The 17182-nt window shown below is 73.0% G+C and carries 13 protein-coding genes; 6 read left to right on the top strand and 7 right to left on the bottom strand.

Annotated elements, in window-relative coordinates; genetic code table 11:
- Positions 1-534 precede the first annotated feature (534 nt).
- Both KHP12_RS38545 and sigJ read right to left on the bottom strand, forming a co-directional pair.
- Complete coding sequence (locus KHP12_RS38545; protein WP_086884407.1) at positions 535-1317, bottom strand: aminotransferase class IV family protein; 783 nt, start codon at positions 1315-1317, stop codon at positions 535-537.
- Positions 1314-2267 carry an RNA polymerase sigma factor SigJ gene (gene sigJ / locus KHP12_RS38540; protein WP_086884406.1) on the bottom strand — a complete coding sequence of 318 codons (954 nt, stop codon included), beginning with the start codon at positions 2265-2267 and terminating at the stop codon, positions 1314-1316. The genes KHP12_RS38545 and sigJ overlap by 4 nt, the downstream gene beginning before the upstream one ends.
- Before the next feature lie 51 nt (positions 2268-2318).
- On the opposite strand from sigJ, the gene KHP12_RS38535 reads away from it, so the two are divergent.
- Positions 2319-2837 (top strand): DUF402 domain-containing protein, encoded by a 519-nt coding sequence (locus KHP12_RS38535; protein ID WP_086884405.1) that lies wholly within the window; start codon positions 2319-2321, stop codon positions 2835-2837.
- 18 nt (positions 2838-2855) lie between these two features.
- On the opposite strand, the gene KHP12_RS38530 is transcribed toward KHP12_RS38535, so the two are convergent.
- The 4 genes from KHP12_RS38530 to KHP12_RS38515 all read right to left on the bottom strand — a co-directional run bounded on the left by KHP12_RS38530 (position 2856) and on the right by KHP12_RS38515 (position 8978).
- Positions 2856-4175, bottom strand: coding sequence for an MFS transporter (locus tag KHP12_RS38530; RefSeq protein WP_086884404.1), 1320 nt, complete (start codon positions 4173-4175; stop codon positions 2856-2858).
- 3 nt (positions 4176-4178) lie between these two features.
- The gene (locus KHP12_RS38525) at positions 4179-5651 is read right to left on the bottom strand and encodes a CitMHS family transporter (protein WP_086884403.1); all 1473 of its coding nucleotides are present in this window, start codon (positions 5649-5651) and stop codon (positions 4179-4181) included.
- A 122-nt stretch (positions 5652-5773) separates the two neighbouring features.
- Entirely contained in the window at positions 5774-8002 is a 2229-nt protein-coding gene (locus tag KHP12_RS38520) for a molybdopterin oxidoreductase family protein (protein ID WP_211834207.1), read from the bottom strand.
- A 298-nt stretch (positions 8003-8300) separates the two neighbouring features.
- Positions 8301-8978, bottom strand: a complete 678-nt coding sequence (locus KHP12_RS38515; protein ID WP_086884401.1) for a TetR/AcrR family transcriptional regulator — start codon at positions 8976-8978, stop codon at positions 8301-8303.
- A gap of 86 nt (positions 8979-9064) precedes the next feature.
- Between KHP12_RS38515 and hmgA the strand changes: the two genes are divergently transcribed.
- The 3 genes from hmgA to KHP12_RS38500 all read left to right on the top strand — a co-directional run bounded on the left by hmgA (position 9065) and on the right by KHP12_RS38500 (position 12832).
- A complete protein-coding gene (gene hmgA, locus KHP12_RS38510; RefSeq protein WP_246643234.1) occupies positions 9065-10450 on the top strand; it encodes a homogentisate 1,2-dioxygenase in 1386 nt (461 codons plus the stop codon).
- Positions 10451-10483: 33 nt separating this feature from the next.
- On the top strand, positions 10484-11233 hold the full coding sequence (locus KHP12_RS38505) for a GntR family transcriptional regulator (RefSeq protein ID WP_211834206.1): 750 nt from the start codon (positions 10484-10486) through the stop codon (positions 11231-11233).
- 390 nt (positions 11234-11623) lie between these two features.
- Positions 11624-12832 carry a type ISP restriction/modification enzyme gene (locus KHP12_RS38500; RefSeq protein WP_086883906.1) on the top strand — a complete coding sequence of 403 codons (1209 nt, stop codon included), beginning with the start codon at positions 11624-11626 and terminating at the stop codon, positions 12830-12832.
- A 422-nt stretch (positions 12833-13254) separates the two neighbouring features.
- Here the strand turns inward: KHP12_RS38500 and KHP12_RS38495 are convergent, their stop codons facing one another.
- Positions 13255-13518, bottom strand: coding sequence for a hypothetical protein (locus KHP12_RS38495; RefSeq protein ID WP_037950004.1), 264 nt, complete (start codon positions 13516-13518; stop codon positions 13255-13257).
- A 223-nt stretch (positions 13519-13741) separates the two neighbouring features.
- On the opposite strand from KHP12_RS38495, the gene KHP12_RS38490 reads away from it, so the two are divergent.
- Positions 13742-15256, top strand: a complete 1515-nt coding sequence (locus KHP12_RS38490) for a DUF4331 domain-containing protein (protein ID WP_037950002.1) — start codon at positions 13742-13744, stop codon at positions 15254-15256.
- 145 nt (positions 15257-15401) lie between these two features.
- Positions 15402-16769 (top strand): tetratricopeptide repeat protein, encoded by a 1368-nt coding sequence (locus KHP12_RS38485; RefSeq protein WP_211834205.1) that lies wholly within the window; start codon positions 15402-15404, stop codon positions 16767-16769.
- Positions 16770-17182 lie beyond the last annotated feature (413 nt).

The raw sequence follows: 17182 nt of genomic DNA, 5'->3' as shown, positions 1-17182 counted from the left end.
CGGCCCCGGGGCTCGGGCGGAGCCCCGGGACGGGGGCTGGGGCGGAGCCCCGCCCCGGAGCCCGGGACAAAACCCCAGCCCAGGCCCCGGGACGAAACCCCGGCCGGGGTCTGGGCGGAGCCCCGACCCGAGGTCTGGGACGAAACCCCGCACCGAGGCCTGGAGCGAAGCCCCGCTCCGGGGCCTGAAGCGGAACCCCGCCCCGGGGCCCGGAGCGGAACCCCGACCCAGGGTCTGGGACGAAACCCCGGACCGAGGCTTGGGACGACACCCCGTTCCGGCGGCTGGGGCGGAGCCCCGGTACGGCGGCTGGAGCGGAACCCCGGTACGGCGGCTGGGGCGAAGCCCCAGTACGGGGGCTGGAGCGGAACCCCGGACCGGGGGCTGGGGCGGAGCCCCGGTACGGGGGCTGGGGCGGAACCCCGGACCGGGGGCTGGGGCGGAGCCCCGGTACGGGGGCTGGGGCGGAGCCTTAGTTTCGGGGAGGGGCGGGGAGGGGAGCAGTCCGCCGTGGGCGGTGCGGGGCGTCTCGCGCTACAGCGGTTCCGCTTCCGTCGTGGCGTACTCCTTGCGCAGCGTGGCCAGGACGGGATGGTCCGGGTCGAACTCCACCCCGTCGATCGACCGGATCGGCCGTACGCCCACCCCCGCGTTGAGGGCGAACGCCGCCCGCAGTTCGCCGAGCCGTTCGCGGTCGATCCGCGCGGTGTGCTGCGGGCCGCCGTAGCCGCGGCGGACGAGCTCTTGCGTGACGCCGGGCAGACACACGGCGTCCGGCCACAGCACGCGCTCGCCGTCGAAGAAGCCCACGTTCCAGGTCGCGCCCTCGGACACCGCGCCCCGCTCGTCCGTCAGCAGCACGTCGTCGTAGCCGTCGAGCTGGGCCAGGCGGCGCAGCCGCAACAGCCCGAACAGGCCGACGTGTTTGACCTCCGGCAGATCGCGGTGGTGCGCCGCGGTGCGCACGCTCAGCGGGGGCAGCGAGGGCGCGGCGGCGGGCCGGGTGGTGACCAGGATCCGCGGCGTGGCCTCGGCCCCGGGCCGCTCCAGCCCGAGGTCGGGGTCGTACACGGTCACCCGCACAGTGAGCGGTCCCGCGGTGTCCGCGACCGCGCGCCGGGCCAGTTCGCGGATCCGGTCCCGGTCCGGGTCGGTGCCGAACAGCACACCGCAGTCCCGTACCAGCCGGTCCAGATGGAGGGACAGCCCGCGCACCCGACCGTCCGCCACCCGCATGGTGGTGAAGTGGCCGTAGTTGGTCATGGCCAGCGCCGTCAGCTCGCGGATGCCCGCCGGTTCCCCGTTCAGCTCTGTCATGGGGCCAGTCTGGCAGCCGGAGGGTGGACGGACTCGGCCAGTCGCCCGAGCTTGTCGGGGTTGATCAGGCCGTAGATGCCGCGCACCCGCTCGCCGTCGGGCGCGGGGTCGAACACCGCGGCCGCGTACAGCGTCCCGCCGAGGAACAGGACCACCCCCGGGCCCCCGTTGATCTGCACCGGGCGCGCGTCGAAGGTGGGCAACTGCGCGCTGACGGCGGCGACCAGGCGGGCCACCTTGTCCCGGCCCTCGATCACCCGGAGCGCGGCGCGGCGCTTGCCCCCGCCGTCGCTCCACATGACCACCTCCGGGGCCAGGACGTCCATCAGGGCGTCGAGGTCGCCGCCGATGGCCGCGTCGAGGAACCGCTCGGTGACGATGCGCTGGGTGGAGCGGTCGAGGTCGTAGCGCGGCCGCCGGGCCTCGACGCGCTCCTTGGCGCGGTGGGCGAGCTGGCGGACGGCGGCCGGGCTGCGCCCCAGGATCGCGGCGATCTCCGCGTGGTCGTACGCGAACGCCTCGCGCAGCACGAACACCGCCCGCTGCAAGGGGGTCAGCGTCTCCAGGACCACCAGCATCGCCAGGGACACCGATTCGGTGCGGATCGCGGTGTCGGGGGTGTCCGGTCCGGTCAGCACGGGCTCGGGCAGCCAGGGGCCGATATAGCTCTCCCGGCTGCGGCGGGCCCGGCGCATCTGGCTGAGCGCGTGGTTGACGGCGATCCGCACCAGATAGGCCCGCGGGTTGGCGATCTCCTTGTCCTGGACCGACGCCCAGGACAGCCAGGTCTCCTGCACCACGTCCTCGGTGTCGGCGACCGTGCCGAGCATGTTGTAGACGATGGAGAAGAGCAGCTCACGGTGGTGGAGGAAGTCCTCGCTCCCCGCATCCGCCAGCGGCCTGTCCTGCGGTCCCGCGCGGTCCTTCCACGGCGATACGGGGGTGTCCATCGCACCGATGGTAGGCGGCACACCGCTCCGGCCACCGCATAGGATCGGCTCATGCCCGATCTCGTATCCGTCAACTACCGCAAGTACGACGGCTCTCTGCACTGGAACCTGCGGATGCGCAGGCTGGGCGAGGACGAACACGGCGTCTGGCTGGGGCTCCCCGGCGGCGGCGTGATGCGCAAGGGGTACGGCCCGATGGTGCCGATCGCCTGCGCGCATGTGATCCTCCTCCCGCGCGACGCGTGGTGGACCGCGGCGTTCAACGCCCCGCCCCGGGAGACCGAGATCTACTGCGACATCGCCACGCCTCCCGAGTGGCTCTCCTCCCACGAGGTCTCGATGGTGGACCTGGACCTCGATGTGATCCGCAAGCGGACCGACGGCTCGACCCTGATGGACGACGAGGACGAGTTCGCCGAGCACCAGGTGCGGTACGGCTATCCGGCGGACGTCATAGCGGAGGCCGAGGCGGCGGGGCGGTGGCTGATGGACGCGGTCGACGGGCGCGCCGAGCCGTTCGGGAACGCCTCCAGGGCGTGGCTGGCCATGGTCGACGGCGAGCGGCCCTGAGCCCAGCTCACTGTCGGCTCACCGGGGAGGCGGTCCCGTGCCCCGCGAGGCCGAGGACTCCTGCGTACGCCCCTCGGCGGGCCGTTTCCCCGGCACCGGCCGGTCCCCGGCGGGGTCCGCGGCGGGAGCCGCGGGGGGATCCGCGGCCGGGTGACCGCGCAGCGGCCGGACGGCTATCGCCGCCGATATCAGCAGCAGCCCGCCCAGCATGACGAAGGGGGCGGCGGTGCCCGCGAGCCCCGCGAGCAGACCGGCGGAGGCGGGCGCGGCCACCTGGCCGAGCCGGTTGCCGGTGAGCCGCAGCGCGAGGGCCGTGCTGCGCGCCCCCTCGGGGGCCGCCTGGACGACGGTCGTCATCGACAGCGGCTGGCCGACGCCGAGGCAGAAGCCGAGCCCGGCCAGCAGCACCCCGAGCGCCCAGGCGGGCACCGGCAGGGCGATGCCCGCGCACAGCAGCGCGGCGCCCAGACAGCTGACGGCCATCAGCACGGTGCGGCCCATCAGCCGGATCATCGGGGTCATGGCGAGCCGGCAGGCCACAGTGGCGGCGGCGCGCAGGCTGAGCAACACACCGACGACCGCGGGCGAGATACCGCGCTGTTCGCCGACGACCGGCAGATAGGCGGTGAGGATGTCGGTGGCGGAGAGCACGGCGAGGCTGATGAACATGCCGGAGGCGACCCCGCGGGTGGTCAGGATGGACCGTACGGAGACCTTGCGGGCCGGGGCCTCCTTGGCGGGCCCGGCCGCCGTGCCGTCGGGGCGGCGCTCGATGCGCCACAGCGAGGTGACGGAGAAGGCCGCGAGGGCGGCGGAGACGAGCAGCGCGGCGGCGCTGGTGCGGCCCATCGCCCCGTCGTGTTCTGAGACCACAAGACCGGCCGCGATGGGCCCGATGAGCTGGCCGAGCGAGGCGCCGATGGTGAAGTGGCCGAAGTTGCGGTCCTGGTCCTCGGGCGCGCTCTGGCGGGCGACGATGGACTGGGCGCCGATGACGAACGACAGATGGCCGAGGCCCATCACCCCGCTCCACGCGGCCATCGCGGGCAGCGATCCGGCCGTGCCGCTGAACGCGCAGCCGGTGGCGATGAGGGCGACCCCGATGGGCAGCAGCGGGGCGCACCGCCCGTGGTCGGTGCGCCGCCCGAGGGGTACGGCGGCGAACAGCGGCAGCAGGGCGTAGATACCGGCGATCACGCCGATGGCACGGGCGTCGGCACCGAGCGCGAGCGCCCGGTAGGAGACGGCCGGCCGCGCCATGCTCACCGCCCCCTGGGTGAACGAGAAGGCGATGACCAGGCGCAGCAGCCAGCCCCTACCGGGCTTCGGGATCTTCACGGCTCAGATGATGCCGAACGCGAGACCGGCGCCGAGCACCACCAGCGAGGTGAGCGCCGCCCATTTCACGGTGAACCGGGTGTGGTCGCCGAATTCGACCTTCGCCATGCCGACGAGCACGTAGACGGCGGGGACCAGCGGGCTCGACATGTGCAGGGCCTGACCGACGAGCGAGGCGCGGGCGATCTCCAGCGCGGAGACCCCGTGGGCGGCCCCGGCCTCGGCGAGGATCGGCACGATGCCGAAGTAGAAGCCGTCGTTGGACATGAAGTAGGTGAGCGGGAGGGACAGCACACCGGTGACGATGGCCATGTGCGGGCCCATGCCCTCGGGGACGCCGTCGACCAGCCAGCGGGCCATGTGCTCGACCATGCCGGTGCCGGTGAGGACGCCGGTGAAGACGGCCGCGGCGAAGACCATTCCGGAGACGTTGACGACGTTCTCGGCGTGCGCGGCCACGCGCGCCTTCTGGTCCTTCATGTTCGGGAAGTTGACGGTGAGCGCGACGGCGGCGGCGAGCAGGAAGAGGACCGGGATCGGCATGGTCTCGGTCACCATCAGGGCGAGCAGCGCGACGGTCAGGGCCGCGTTGAACCAGTAGAGCTTGGGGCGCAGGGTGGCGCGGTGGGGGTCGAGCCCCTTCAACTCGTCGTCGTCCTCGTCGGCGGCGTCCGAGGAACCGGAGCCGTCCGAGGAACCGGAGCCCTTCGAGGACGGGGCCTCCGCGTCGGTGCCGGAGCCCGCTCCGCCGCCGGTCAGCGCGGCCTTGACGCCCTTACGGCCCTTGGCCCCGTTGCCGCCGGAGCCCGCGCCGACCAGCACCTGCTCCGGGTCGCCTGCGGTGACCTCGTCCAGGGTCAGCACGCCGAGCCGCTTGCGCTCCCGCAGCCCCAGGCCGTAGGAGAGGGCGATCACGAAGAGCAGACCGACCGCGAGGGCCGGGATCATCGGCACGAAGATGTCGCTGGCGTCGACCTTGAGCGCGGTGGCGGCGCGGGCGGTCGGGCCGCCCCAGGGCAGCGTGTTCATCACGCCGTTGGCCATGGCCGCGACACCGGTCATCACCACCAGGCTCATCTTCAGCCGCCGGTAGAGCGGCACCATGGCCGACACAGTGATCATGAAGGTGGTGGAGCCGTCGCCGTCGAGCGAGACGATCGCCGCGAGGATCGCGGTGCCGACCACCACCCGCATCGGGTCCGCCTTGCAGAACCGCAGGATGAGCCGGACGATCGGATCGAAGAGGCCGACGTCGATCATCACCCCGAAGTAGATGATCGCGAACATCAGCATCGCGGCCGTGGGTGCCAGATCGCCGACGCCCTCGAGGACGTAGTCCCCGAGGTGCGCCCCCTTCCCGACAAGCACACAGAACAGCGCGGGGATGAGCACCAGGGCGCCCATCGGGGACATCTTCTTCATCATGATCAGGACAAGGAATGTCGCGATCATGACGAAGCCGAGGATGGTCAGCATAGTTTGGCTACCTCACGTTCGCCTTTGAACTCCCCCAGAATTGGCGGTCGAGGCGACGTTAGGTGCGGAAACTTTCCGTTAACAAGGTCTTGACGCGTGAGCAATAAGCGCAAAACCCCAGGTCAGTGCTGTAGCGAGGGTGATACGCGCACCGGGTGGCCATTGAGCACCGCCGTCCCCGAGAGCGGATCCAGCCGTGAGCCGTCGAAGAGCTGGTTGACATTGACCCCGGGTCGGGCCCCGGCCACGGACAGCCGGACGCCGGGGCGGGCATGGCCCCAGCCGTGCGGCAGGCTCACCACTCCGGCCCGCACCGCGTCCGTCACCTCGACCGGCACCTCCAACTCCCCGCCCTCGCCCTTGACCCGGGCCAGACCGCCGTCCGCCAGCCCCAGCCGGGTGGCGTCCTCGGGGTGCACCTGGAGGGTGCAGCGGTTGCTGCCGCCCATCAGGGCCGGGACGTTGTGCATCCAGCTGTTGTTGGAGCGCAGATGGCGGCGGCCGACCAGCAGCAGCCCCGAGGGCCGGTCGGCCAGCGACCGGCGCAGCCGCTCCACATCGGCGGCCAGCGGCTCCGGGCACAGCTCCACCGTGCCGCTGCGGGTCTTCAGCAACCCCGGCACGCGCGGCCGCAGCGGGCCCAGGTCGATGCCGTGCGGATGGGCGAGCAGCTTCTCCAGGCTCAGCCCTTCGGGGTCGGCGCCGAAGCCGTCGCCGTACGGGCCCAGCCGCAGCATCATGTCCAGCCGGCGCTCGGGGCCGTCCACCCCGGTCAGCAGCGCGGCCAGCTCGCCGGGGTCGCGTCCGTGCACCGGCGAGGACGGGTCGGCGACCTCCTTGCCGAGCGTCCCCTGGATCGCCATCGCGTCCACCGCCTCGGGGTCGGCGCCGCCGTTCCCGCTCACGCACAGCACCAGCCGGGCCAGGATGGCGCTCTCGCTCAGCCGGTCCGCCTCCAGCGGGATGGCGGGGCGGGTGTAGCGGACCTGGTTGCGCACGGCCAGGCTGTTGAAGGCGTAGTCGAAGTGGGGGCTGCGGCTGGGCGGCGGCGGGGGCAGCACCACATGGGCGTGGCACGAGGTCTCGTTGAGATACGGATCGACGCTGACCATGAAGTCGAGCCCGGCCAGGGCCCGGTCCAGGCGGTCACCGTCCGGCGCGGAGAGCACGGGGTTGGCTGCGAGCGCCAGCACCGCCCGTATCCGCCCCTCGCCCGGGGTCTCGATCTCCTCGGCCAGCGCGACGGTGGGCAGTTCGCCCTTGGCCTCGGGGTATCCGCTGACCCGGCTGTGCCAGCGGCCGAGCGCGAACCCCTTCCCGGGCCGCGCCGGGCGCTCCCGGCGGCCGGTCGCGGCGAGCGGGAACATCATGCCGCCGGGCCGGTCCAGCTGCCCGATGAGCACGTTGACCACATCGACCAGCCAGCTGGTGAGGGTGCCGAACTCGACGGTGGTGGAGCCCACTCGGCCGTACACCACGCCCTGCGACGCGGCGGCCAGCTCACGGGTCAGGGTGCGGATCTCCTCGGCGGGCACATCGCACGCCTCGGCCACCGCCTCCGGCGGGAAGTCCGCGGCCAGCCGCCGCACCTCCGCCACCCCGCTGACATGCTCGGCGAGCGGGCCGGGCGCCACCAGGTCCTCGGCGAACAGCACCTGCACCATGGCGAAGAGCAGCAGGGCGTCGGTGCCGGGCCGGATCGCCACATGGCGGTCGGCCAGCGCGGCCGTACGGGTGCGCCGGGGGTCGACCACCACCAGCCGGCCGCCGCGCCGCCGCAGGGCTCGCAGCCGCCCGGGGAAGTCGGGGGCGGTGCACAGACTGCCGTTGGAGTCCAGCGGGTTGGCGCCGAGCATCAGCAGATGGTCCGTACGGTCCAGGTCGGGCACCGGAAGCGCGTTGGCGTCCCCGTACAGCAGCCCGCTGGAGACATGCTTGGGCATCTGGTCCAGGGTGCTGGCGCTGAAGACGTTACGGGTGCGCAGCGCGCCGAGCAGCAGCGGCGGATAGAGCCCGCCGGCCACGGTGTGCACATTGGGGTTGCCGAGCACGACCCCCACGGACTGCGGCCCGTGCTCGCGCAGCAGCGGGGCCAGCCCCTCCGCAACGGCGGCGAACGCCTCGTCCCAGCCGGTCTCCACGAGACGCCCGGCACGGCGGACGAGGGGGCGCCGCAGCCGGTCGGGGTCGGCGTCGAGCTGCCCGAACGCAGCGCCCTTGGGGCAGATGAAGCCGCGGCTGAAGACGTCCTCGCGATCGCCGCGCGCCCCGGTCACCCTCCCCTCTTCGATGGTGAGGGTCAGCCCGCAGGTGGCCTCGCAGAGCGGGCAGATACGCGGGGCAGTGCTCATCGGTCTCTCCCAGGGACGGCGGCGAGGCCGCGATGACGCGCCGGACCCGCTCACCATACCGACTGGTAGGCATGTCGGGGAGGGATCGGTGGGAACTCCCGGAAGACCGGACCTGGGATCGGCGGGACCTCCCGGTCGACCGGACCTGGGATCGGCGGGAACTCCCGGTCGACCGGGCCTGGGGTCGGCGGGACCTCCCGGTCGACCGGACCTGGTGTCGACGGGAACTCCCGGTTCGACCGGACCTCCCAGCGGACCCCGGATCAGTCCAGGCCCCCGGATCAGTCCAGGACCCGGATCAGTCCAGGACCCGGGCCAGATAGGCGCGCAGCAGCTCCTTCGTCTCCGCCACGATCGCCGGATCGCCCTCCGGGTCCATCCGGAACGCCAGCCGCAGCAGCGCGTCCGCCGCCTCGACCGCGAGCAGGAAGGCCACCCGCAGCCGCTCCTCGGCCGCCTCGTCCCTGCCCGTCCCGAGCCGGTCGGCGAGCAGCGTCCGCAGCCGGTCGGCGACGAGATGGTTGGGCTGCTCCGGCGGCGCGGTGGCCGGGACCGGATGGCCGAACTCGATGAGCGCGAAACCCGGCGCCCCGCGCTTCATCGCCAGATACTCGTCCACGACGACGTCCATCGCCTCCCGCCAGCCGCCGCGCCCGTCCGGCCCCGAGGCGGAACCGGAGCCGGAGCCCGGGTCCGAGGCGGCCAGCCGCCGGGTGATCCGCGCGGCGTACTCGTCCAGATTGCGGTGGGCCAGGGCCTCGGCCATCGCCCGCTTGTTGGAGAAGAAGCGGTAGACCGAGCCGATGGGCACGTTGGCGCGCTCGGCGACGGCCCGGGTGCTCAGCTCTTCGTAGCTGATCTCGTCGAGAAGTTCGGCACACGCGTCGAGGATCCGGCCGAGGCGCTCGGCGCTGCGGCGCTGGACCGGATGGCGGCGGAGGGGCGGTATGGGCACGCCACCATCCTGCCCGATCATTGACGAGCCCGGGTTTCGATTCCTATCGTCTGACATAGGAATCAAGGGGAAACCAGCGGTGTGCGGCAGAGCGGTGGGAGCGCGCGATGGGCGACGGCACGGGGATCCAGCACGGCGAGCAGCGTGGCGATCAGCGAGGACACGAGCAGGACATCGAGCGGGCGCGCAAGACGGCCGAAGAGCTGGTCTACGCCTCCGGTTTCGGCAATGAGCACAGCAGCGAGGCCGTGCCCGGCGCACTGCCCATCGGCCGCAACTCCCCCCAGCGCGCACCGCTCGGGCTCTACGCGGAGCAGCTGAGCGGCAGCGCCTTCACCGAGCCGCGCGCCACCAACCGGCGCTCCTGGCTGTACCGCATCCGGCCCTCCGCCGCGCATCCGCCGTTCACCCGCATCGCGGGCGGCGCGCTGCGCGGGGCGCCCTTCACCGAGGCCGCGCCCGACCCCAACCGGCTGCGCTGGGACCCGCTGCCGGAGCCGCCGGAGGGCACCGACTTCCTGGCCGGGCTGTGGACGCTGGGCGGCAACGGCGACGCCACCCAGCGCGCGGGGATGGCCATCCACCTCTACGCCGCCAACGCCCCCATGACCGACCGGGTGTTCAGCGACGCGGACGGCGAGCTGCTGATCGTCCCCGAGCGGGGCGGGCTGCTGCTGCACACCGAGTTCGGCCTGCTGCGCGCCGAGCCGGGGCATGTGGCGCTGATCCCGCGCGGGGTGCGGTTCCGGGTGGAGCCGCTGGAGCCGTCGGTGCGCGGCTATGTGTGCGAGAACTACGGCCGCCCCTTCACCCTCCCCGACCTCGGCCCGATCGGCGCCAACGGGCTGGCGAACCCCCGGGACTTCCTCGCCCCGGTCGCCGCGTACGAGGACGTGGAGCGCCCGGTGCAGGTGGTCAACAAGTTCTGCGGCAATCTGTGGGCCGCCACCTACGACCACTCGCCGCTGGACGTGGTCGCCTGGCACGGCGCCCATGTGCCGTACGTGTACGACCTGCGCCGCTTCAATGTGCTCGGCACCATCAGCTACGACCACCCGGACCCGTCCATCTTCACGGTGCTCACCTCGCCCTCCGACACCCCCGGGCTCGCGGGCGTCGACTTCGTGGTCTTCGCCCCGCGCTGGCTGGTCGGGGAGGACACCTTCCGGCCGCCGTACTTCCACCGCAATGTGATGAGCGAGTACATGGGGCTGATCGAGGGCGCGTACGACGCGAAGACCGGCGGCGCGGGGGGCTTCGTCCCCGGCGGTGGCTCGCTGCACAACATGATGTCCGCGCACGGCCCGGACCATGAGACCTTCGAGCGGGCGAGCGCGGCCGAGCTGACGCCGCACCGGCTGGACGACGGGCTGGCCTTCATGTTCGAGACGCGCTGGCCGGTCACGGCCACCCGGCAGGCGCTGGAGGCGGACCACCTCCAGGGGCGCTATGACGACGTATGGCAGGGTCTGGAGCGCCATTTCCGCCCCTGAACGCCGCCGTTGCCGCCGTCGACCGGAGACCGTGTGACCACCTTCGCCCCCGACTCCCTCGCCCTCAACCGCAAGTTGCCGCTGTGGTACCAGGTCTCGCAGTCGCTGCGGGCCTCGATACTCGGGCGGGCCCCGCACGATCCGCTGCGGCTGCCGACCGAGGACCAGTTGGCCGAGCACTACGGGGTCAGCGTGCTCACCATGCGGCAGGCGCTCAAGGAGCTGGAGACCGAGGGGCTCATCAGCCGCCACCGGCGCCGCGGCACGTTCATCGAGCCGAGCGCGCGGCGGGCCGCGCCGGTGCGGCTGCTGGGGTCGGTGGACGCGATCGTGGCCCAGCAGTCCGGTGAGCGGACGACGGTGCTGGAGCACGGCCCGGAACCGGTGCCGGCGGCGCTCGCGGAGTACTTCCCCGACCTGGACGAGGCGGCCGCGTACCGCAGACTGCGCCGGGACGGCCACAGCGGCGAGCCCACCAACTGGGCGGAGAACCTGGTCCGCCCCGAGCTGGCCGACCGCATCGACCTCGCGGACCTCGCCCGCTGGCCGATGACGAAGGTGCTGCGGGACGCGGTGGGGGTGCGGATCAGCCGGATCACGGACACGGTGGAGGCCCGCCTCGCCGACCCCGAGACCTCCCGGCTGCTCCAGGTCCCGCTGCTCAGCCCGATCCTGCACTACACGGGGGTCACCTACGACGAGAGCGGCCGCGTGGTGGACGTGGCCCGCATCCACTACCGGGGCGACCGGTTCTCGTTCTCGGTGACGGTCGAGGCGGAGTAGAGGGGTCCGGCGCGGTCCTGGCGCCTGCGGCGGGCCACGCGGCGGAGCCGCATGTCGATGCTTCCCCCTCCCCGCCCCTTCCCACAACTGGGGCTCCGCCCCAGACCCCGGGGCCCAGGGGCGAGGCCCCTGCCACGCGGCGGAGCCGCATATGGATGCCGCGGGAAGGGGAAAGACCCCTGGCCCCCGGGGGCCGGGGCAGGGCCCCGGTTTCGGGAAGGGGCGGGGAGGGGAAAGACCCCAGCCGGTCAGCCACCGGAGTGGCGGCGGACGACGTCGGGCAGACCCCCGGACGTCGGGCAGACCCCCGGACGTCGGGCAGACCCCCGGACGTCGGGCAGACCCCCGGACGTCGGGCAGACCCTTGGAGGACAGGGCCGCATCGATACCATGCCGGGCGTGGGAGAACGTGAGGCGCCACCGCTGGGGGACCTGATGCCGTGGGCCGTAGGGCCCCTGCGGCTCGGGCGCGCATGGGTCATGGCACCGGACGCGGCCTCGCTCGGAGCACGCTGGGAGCGGCTGACCGGGGCCGAGGACGAGGCGGCGCGGGCCGCGCTGTTCCGGCCGACCCGCGCCCGTACGCCGCACAGCTCCGTACCGCAGCTGCCCGGCCAGGCCACCTCCACGGCCCGGCTGGCGCGCGAGGACGGGCCGTGCCCCGAGCCGGTGCGGATCGCGCACGGGCCCTTCGACCGGCAGTGGCTGATCCCGGATCACCGGCTGCTCGACGCCGCCCGCCCCGAGCTGTGGCGGGTGGCGGACGACCGGCAGATCCATGTCGTCGAGGCCGCGGGGCCGGACCCGGACCCGGTGCTCACCTTCTCCGCGCTGCTGCCGGACGGCCACTCCCCCGCGGGCCGCCCCGGCCGGATCCGTCCGCTCTACCGCCGCCCCGGCGGACAGGAGCCCAATCTCGCGCCCGGGCTGCTGGACCACCTCACCACGCGGCTCGGCCGCCCGGTGACCGCCGAGGAGTTCCTGGCCTGGACCGCCGCCACGGCGCGCGGCGCGCCGTGCGCCGTACCCCTGACCGCCGACCCGGAGCTGTGGGAATCGGGCGTGGAGCTGGGCCGCCGTGCGCTGTGGCTGCATACGCGCGGGGCGCACAGTGGTGAACGCCCGCGCATGCCGGGTGGCCGGCGCCCCTATGTCCGCGCCGCGCTTCCGTCGAGCGGGCTGCCGGACTCCCTGGACTACGGCCCGGACGAGGAGGCCCTGATGCTGGGCGAGGGCCGTATCTCCCCCGTCCCCCAGGCCGCATGGGACTTCCGGGCGGGCGGGGTACGGGTGCTGGAGACCTGGTTCGAGCAGCGCACCGCCGCGCGGGAGCCGGGCACGCTGGAGGCCATCGGCCCGGCGGGCTGGCCGTCCACCTGGACCTCGGAGCTGCTGGAGCTGATCACGGTGCTGGCGCTGCTCGCCGAGCTGCGCCCGGAGCTGCGGGCGCTGGCCGACCGGGTGGCGGACGGCTCGCTGATCGACACGGCGGAGCTACGGGAGGCGGGGGTGCTGCCGGTGCCCGGCGCGGCCCGGCGCCCGGCGTCCGTACTGGACCACCACGAGGAGGGCCCGGAGGGGCAGTTCGCCCTGCTCTGAGCCCGGCGACCCGCTCGGGGCCTGCCCGGCCTGGTCGTGTCTTCTCCGAGCCCGCCCGCTCGGGGCCTGCCCGGCCTGGTCGTGTCTTCTCCGAGCCCGCCCGCTCGGGGCCTGCCTTCCGTAGGCTCGTTCGCCCTGGGCATGCCTTCTCTTGCTCTGGACATGCCTTCTCCGGGCCCGCCCGCTCTCAGCCCGCGTCCCTCACAACCGAGCGGGCTCTGCGTCCGAGCTGCCTCTGGAACCGGGCGCGTCCCCTCGGCCACGGCCGCACAGCGGCCACTGCGGCCGGTCGTGGCCTCTCGTCGGCATCCCACGGCGACAGCGACGTGGGGTGGATCACAGCACGGACTCACCGGCTGGAGCGAACCGGTTGACCCGTGCCTGCCCGGGATGACGACGAAGACGCCTACGGGCCGGCCGGGTCAGCCGTGGTTGCCGAACAGCGAACGGCGCAACCGGCGCAGCGGCGCGAACAGCGACACCCGCGCACCCCGGCTGTTCTTCGCGCGCGCGTGATCGCGCGCGGTCAGCTCCTGCATCAGCACCGCGGCGCTCTCCGCCTCCCGCTGCGGGACGGCAGGGCCGCCCATCACCGCGAGATGGCGCTCGAGGCGCGCACTTGACGCACCGCTTCCGCAGTTGACCGCAGGCACTCGTGGCCTGCTCCGTACCGTTATCTGCTCCATGACACTCCCCACCCGTACGAGGGCACCCGCCCCGGGCAGAGTAACCCTACCTCCCCGAGCCGTCACCCACGCATCCCAGGTTCCGGATTCACCACCGCGTCAAGGGTGTTGACGATACCTATCACGCGCAAACAAATTCCCGGGCCGACCAATCCATCCGTTCGCCGGGTCCGAATAGCCGCATGAAGGGACTGCTCCAACAAGCGTGCGAAGGACCTACAGGATGACCGCTATCACCAAGAGCTTGGCCGCGCTGGTCAGCTGCGCACTGGCCGCCGGCGGGCTCACGGCCGCCGGAGTGGCCGTACTACAGCCCGGGACGGCGCAGGCTTCGAGCCACCGCGAGGCGCCGCTGATCTCCGGTCAGCCGGAGTACGACGCCACGGACGTCTACGCATTCGTCAGCCCGGACAAGCCGGACACGACCACCATGGTCGTCAATGTGCTGCCGTTCCAGGACCCCGCGGGCGGCCCCAACTTCTACAAGTTCGCCCATGACGCCCGCTACGACCTGCACGTCGACAACGACGGCGACGGCCAGGGCGATCTGCTCTTCCGGTGGACCTTCAAGGACCACCTCAAGAACGGCGACACGTTCCTCTACAACACCGGGCCGGTGAACTCGATCGAGGACGCCACCCTCAACTTCACCCAGACATACGACCTCGAAGTCATCAAGCTGAAGCATCAGAAGGCCGTCGCCCGCGCCAAGCTGGGCAGCGATCTGCCGGTCGCGCCGTCGAACGTCGGCAAGGCGTCGATGCCCGACTACCAGAAGCTCCGCGACCAGTCGGTGCAGAAGATCGGCTACAGCGGGGGCTCGACCGCCTTCGCCGGTCAGGCCGACGACCCGTTCTTCCTCGATCTGCGCGTCTTCGACCTGCTGTACGGCGGCGACATGTCCGAGGTCGGCAATGACACCCTCAAGGGTTACAACGTCCAGTCGATGGCCCTCCAGGTGCCGACGTCGGCGCTGACCGAGTCCAAGGACCAGCCGGTGATCGGCGTCTGGGCCACCACCCACCGCCAGACCGCCGACGGCGACTGGACCCAGGTCTCCCGGCTCGGCAGCCCGCTGGTCAACGAGGTGGTCATCCCGCGCAAGGACAAGGACAAGTTCAACGCCTCCTCGCCGTGGGACGACGGGCAGTTCCTGAAGTTCGTCCAGGACCCCGAACTCCCCAAGCTGGTCGAGCAGATCTACAAGATCAAGGCGCCGGACACCCCGCGCGACGACCTGGTGCAGGCGTTCCTCACCGGTGTGCCCAAGCTCAACCAGCCACCGAACGTCCGCCCTGCCGAGGAACTCCGGCTCAACACCTCCATAGAACCCAACGGCAGCCCCAAGCGGCTGGGGGTCCTGGACGGCGACAACGCGGGCTTCCCCAACGGCCGCAGGCTCTCCGACGACGTGCTGGACATCGCGCTCCAGGCCATGGAGGGCGAGCTGCTCGGCAAGAAGAACGACCTGGGCGACGCGGTGGACGAGAACGACCAGAAGTTCGGCGGCTCCTTCCCGTATCTGGCGCTGCCCAGCTCCGGCTCGGACGCCAAGGCCGTCTCGAAGAGCGCCGGGCAGTCGCTGCTGAACGGCGGCTCGGGCGTCGGCTCCTCCTCCGACGACAACATGCTGCTGGCCGGGTCCGCGGCGGCCGGTGGCGGGGCCGTGTTGCTGCTGGGCCTCGGATTCCTCTGGATGCGGTCGCGGCGGCGGGGTCCCCGCGTGCGCCGGCACTGAACCACGGGTGCCATCGGATCCGTACCACCGGGCGCGGCCCCGCCGAAACCCGCGCGGCGGCCGCGCCCAGGCTCCTCCTCATCCGTACGACCCTTCCGTCCGTCCGCTCCGCGCGTTCGTAGCTCAGCGAAAGGCAGCTGTCACCATGGCTCTACGGCCATCCCTCACCCCAACGGCCCGGACCGCGGCCGTGGTGTTCGCGCTCGCGGCCGGGCTGACCGCCGCCTCGATCGTGATCGACGCCTCGGACGGGCCGGGCGGACCGGGCGGGTCCGGCGGCCAGGACGCCGCCCGCGCGCTGCACCCGGCCGCGGCGCGGTACGAGCAGCTCAGCGGCGACGGCCTCGCCCGGCAGATCGACGCGATGCAGACCCATCTGCGCGCTGAGCCGAAGGACGCGGAGAGCTGGGCCGGTCTCGGCTCGGCCTATGTCGAGCAGGCCAGGACCAGCGGCGACCCCACCCGCTATCCGCAGGCGGACAAGGCGTTCGCCCGGTCCCTGTCCCTCGAGCCGCGCGACAACGACGTGGCGCTCGCCGGGCGCGCCTCGCTCGCCGCCGCCCGCCATGACTTCCGGGGCGCGCTGCGCGACGCCGACAAGGCCCTGAAGGTGAACTCCTACAGCCAGGGGGCGCTCGCCGTCCGGGTGGACGCCCTCGTCGAACTGGGCCGCTACAAGGACGCGTACACGGCCGCCGAGAAGGCCGACTCCCTGCGCCCCGGCATCCCCGTCTTCACCCGCCTCGCCTACGTCCACGAGCTGCGCGGCGACCCGGCCGGGGCGCGCCGGGTGCTGCTGCGCGCCCAGGACTCCGCCACCTCGCCCAGCGATATCGCCTATGTGTCGACGGCGCTCGGCCAACTGGCCTGGAGCCAGGGCGAGTACGAGGCGGCACGGCGGGCGTACGGCACCGCGTTGCGCGCCGTCCCCGACTATCTCCCGGCGCTTGAGGGCCGCGGCCGCACCTCGGTCGCGGACGGCCGCCAGAAGGCGGGGATCCGCGACCTGGAGGCGGTCGTACGGCGCTATCCGCTGCCTGCCGAGCTCGCGGCCCTGGGCGAGGCGTACGAGGCGCGGGGCGACCGCTCCAAGGCGCGCGGGCAGTACTCGGTGGTCGACACCTGGATCGCGCTCGCACGGGCCAACGGGGTGGCGACCGACCTGGACAGCGCGCTGGTCGCGGCCGACCACGGCGATGTGAAGGAGGCGCTGAAGGCGGCCCGCGCCGAATGGGACCGACGGCACACCGTGCACACCGCCGACGCGCTGGCCTGGGCCCTGCACCGCAACGGCAAGGACGAGGATGCCCTGAAGTACGCCAAGGACGCCGCCGAACCGGGCTACCGCAACGCGGCGTTCCTCTACCACCGGGGCGTCATCGAGAAGTCCCTGGGCGACGACGGCCCGGCGCGCCGCCACCTGAAGGCCGCACTCGACCTCAACCCGGGCTTCTCCCCCACGGGCGCGCGGGCGGCGAAGGCGGCACTGAAGGAGCTGGGGGCCACCCGATGACACTCCCCCACTCTGCCCCTTCCCGAACCGGGGCCCAGCCCCCGGCCCCCCGCCCGGGGCCGCGCCCCCAAAGCGGCTTCGATGAAACCCGGAGCCCTGGGCGGCGTGGCCGTTGGCGGCTGGCAGCCCCCTCCCGAACCGGAGCCGACAAGCCCCCGGCCTCCGGGCCAGGGCTCCGCCTCCAAAACCCGGCCGACGATACCGAGAGTCCCGGGCAGCGCGGCCGTTGGCGGCTGGCAGCCCCGCCCCAATCCGGCGACCAGCCCCCGACCTCCATGCCAGGGCTCCGCCCCCGAAGCCGGGCCGGCGAAACCCAGCGCCCTGGGCAGCGGACCCGTTGGCGGCTGACAGCCCCCTCCCAAACCGAGGCCCAGCCCCCGGCCCCCGGCCCGGGGCTGCGCCCCCGAAGCGGC

It is taken from the genome of Streptomyces asiaticus, from assembly GCF_018138715.1.
In the GTDB taxonomy this organism is placed as follows: Bacteria; Actinomycetota; Actinomycetes; order Streptomycetales; family Streptomycetaceae; genus Streptomyces; species Streptomyces asiaticus.
The sequence above is the reverse complement of the archived record's forward strand: the minus strand, read 5'-3'. Positions and strand labels throughout refer to the sequence as shown.

Bases quoted from the DNA above. Each gene is read 5' to 3' on its own strand.
- KHP12_RS38490 (WP_037950002.1), top strand. From the start codon at position 13,742: ATGACCGCTATCACCAAGAGCTTGGCCGCGCTGGTCAGCTGCGCACTG.
- sigJ (WP_086884406.1), bottom strand. From the start codon at position 2,267: ATGGACACCCCCGTATCGCCGTGGAAGGACCGCGCGGGACCGCAGGAC.
- KHP12_RS38485 (WP_211834205.1), top strand. From the start codon at position 15,402: ATGGCTCTACGGCCATCCCTCACCCCAACGGCCCGGACCGCGGCCGTG.
- KHP12_RS38520 (WP_211834207.1), bottom strand. From the start codon at position 8,002: ATGAGCACTGCCCCGCGTATCTGCCCGCTCTGCGAGGCCACCTGCGGG.
- KHP12_RS38515 (WP_086884401.1), bottom strand. From the start codon at position 8,978: ATGATCGGGCAGGATGGTGGCGTGCCCATACCGCCCCTCCGCCGCCAT.
- KHP12_RS38525 (WP_086884403.1), bottom strand. From the start codon at position 5,651: ATGCTGACCATCCTCGGCTTCGTCATGATCGCGACATTCCTTGTCCTG.
- KHP12_RS38500 (WP_086883906.1), top strand. From the start codon at position 11,624: ATGCCGGGCGTGGGAGAACGTGAGGCGCCACCGCTGGGGGACCTGATG.
- KHP12_RS38545 (WP_086884407.1), bottom strand. From the start codon at position 1,317: ATGACAGAGCTGAACGGGGAACCGGCGGGCATCCGCGAGCTGACGGCG.
- KHP12_RS38535 (WP_086884405.1), top strand. From the start codon at position 2,319: ATGCCCGATCTCGTATCCGTCAACTACCGCAAGTACGACGGCTCTCTG.
- KHP12_RS38495 (WP_037950004.1), bottom strand. From the start codon at position 13,518: ATGGAGCAGATAACGGTACGGAGCAGGCCACGAGTGCCTGCGGTCAAC.
- hmgA (WP_246643234.1), top strand. From the start codon at position 9,065: ATGGGCGACGGCACGGGGATCCAGCACGGCGAGCAGCGTGGCGATCAG.